Genomic DNA, 1,814 nt, shown 5'->3' on the forward strand with positions numbered 1-1,814 from the left:
GCACGTGGCGGTGCCGCTGCTCGACCAGCCCGGCGCCGCCGTGTACTTCGTGCCGCAGCAGGGCCAGAAGAAGGCCGGCAAGATCGGCCATCAGCAGTGGCGCGACCAGGCCGCGCCGCTGGCGCTGGCCTTCGGCGGCAAGCGGCTGGGCGGTGTGCTCAACAGCGAGGCGGCGATGTACTTCTGGCAGGTGCCAGGCCTCGCCGCGATCGTCGAGGCGCAGGAGGAAGACCGGCTCTCGGCGCCGCCCGGCCTCGGCGTGTGGCTGCCGATGGCCTGGCTGCGCCACCGTGGCGTGCAGAAGGTCTGCCTGCTCGACCGCGCCGGCCGGCTGGTGAGCTGGACGGCGCGTGCAGCGAGCCGGCCGAAGCCCGAGGAAGCCAGTCCCGCGCTGGTGGAGCGCAGCGTGCTGTGCATCAGCCAGTGGGCCGACGATGCGCTGGTCTACGTGGCGCGCCGCTCGGGCCAGCTGATGCTGTGCCGCCTCAGCGTCGATACCGGCCCGGCGACCGTGCTGCCGATCGGCACCGCGCCCGAGGACACGCGCGTCTTCCTGGCCGGTGGCAGGCACTGGCGGCTCGGCCTGGGCGCCTGCGCGGTGCGGCTCTCGGCCGACGACGGCGGCGAGGGCCGGGAGCGCTGGCGCATCCATGCGCCCAATCCCGACTACCGGGGACCGTACCGCGAGCATCCGCATGCCTGGCATGCGTTCGAGATCGGTGCGCACAAGGCGATCGCGCTGATCTTCGATGCGCACCGGGGCCGCTTCGCGATGACGGGCCTGTCGTCCGACCGCAGCGCGCTGGTGCTGCATTCGAGCGCCGGCGCCGAAACCGTCTACCACGCGCCCGAGCGCATCGAGAAGATCGCCGTCTGCCCCAACACGGGCCTGGCCGCCATGCTGACCTTGCACCGCAAGCTGATCCTGTTCGACCTGTCGCTGCGCGTGCTGCTGGGCTTCTTCCATGCCGAGGGAGGCGCGAATGGCTGACGCCGGATCGTCGCCGCGCATGCCCGCGGCGCAGGTGCATCGCCCGCTGCTCAAGGGGCGGCAGCCGTTCGCGGGGCTGTGGTTTCCCGCCGACTGGCTGCACGAGGCCGCGCGCGCGCAACGCATCCTCGATGCCTGGCGGCCCGGCGCGCAACTGAGCCGCTTCGAGGCCGGCGACCTGCTGCGCTTCGCGCAGCCGGTGCTGCTCGATGGCGATGCGGCGGCCGGCTGGCCGCTGCGGCGCGAGGGCGCGACGCTGTGCTCCGCGGAGCTCGCGAAGGAAGAGCGGGCCCTGCTGCCCGCGGCCGACGTCTGGCTGGTGCAGGGCGGTGAGGTGCGATCACTGCAGTTCGCGCAGGCCGTGGCGGTGGATCCCTCCGAGTGGCTGGCTGGCGGCCCGGCGCTGCTCGACACCTTCGACTGCCGCGAGCTCCTGCCCGAGCCCGTGGTGCTCGACACCGAGGGCCGCACGGTGCGCGAACTGCTCGGCGATGCGATCCCGCCCGCGAGCCAGGCGCAGGTGGAGTTCCTGCAGAAGCTGGCACAGGACGCCAAGGCGCGCCGCGCGCCATCCGCGACAGAGGGGGACGCGGAGGGCAAGCCGCCACGGTACTGGCTTGCCTGGATCGCCTTCGCGCTGGTGCTGCTGGGCTTTCTCATGTTCAACGCGCAGCAGCCCGGCGGTTCCTCGTCCGCGACCGCGAGCACCTCGCCGTTCGCCGATGGCTCGGCCGGGGCTTTCCTCGGCATGATGCTGCTCGTGGCGCTCGCGGTATGGGGGCTGCGCGCCTTCCATCGCCGCGCGTCGAGGCAGCCGCGCCCG

Annotated in this window: 2 protein-coding genes; both read left to right on the top strand. The window is 73.1% G+C overall.

Annotated features, from left to right (window positions below; genetic code table 11):
• Positions 1 to 991 (top strand): hypothetical protein (locus AC27VN_RS40420; protein ID WP_490880356.1); only part of this gene is annotated, 991 nt, incomplete at its 5' end.
• On the top strand, positions 984 to 1,814 hold an 831-nt coding region (locus AC27VN_RS40425; RefSeq protein ID WP_490880357.1), incomplete at its 3' end, for a bpX6 domain-containing protein. The genes AC27VN_RS40420 and AC27VN_RS40425, both read left to right, overlap by 8 nt.

This window comes from Variovorax sp. 20P10.2.4 (genome assembly GCF_058244205.1).